The 209-nt window shown below is 63.2% G+C and carries 1 pseudogene; it reads left to right on the top strand.

Features of this window, described 5'->3' with window-relative positions:
- Positions 1-209: pseudogene (locus B4L26_RS10260) on the top strand (potassium transporter); the annotation flags it as partial.

The raw sequence follows: 209 nt of genomic DNA, 5'->3' as shown, positions 1-209 counted from the left end.
GCATGTGGGTGGACACCTATCCCTACGTGCGGTTGCACCAGCCGCACGAGTTCTTCACCGCGGGCAACATCCCGTGGGAACTGGACGTCGAGCGGTCACATCTGGCAACGAAGGGCGAGGTGCTCGACCAGTTCGAGCACTGCATGCGAGTACTGCAGGGCAAGGCCCGGATCGACACGTTCTTCGGCTACACCGCCGAGGCGGAGACT

The sequence above is a fragment of the Gordonia sp. UBA7599 genome (assembly GCA_002477755.1).
GTDB lineage: Bacteria > Actinomycetota > Actinomycetes > Mycobacteriales > Mycobacteriaceae > Gordonia.
Note: the sequence above shows the minus strand (reverse complement) of the source record. Positions and strands in the feature narration are given on the sequence as shown.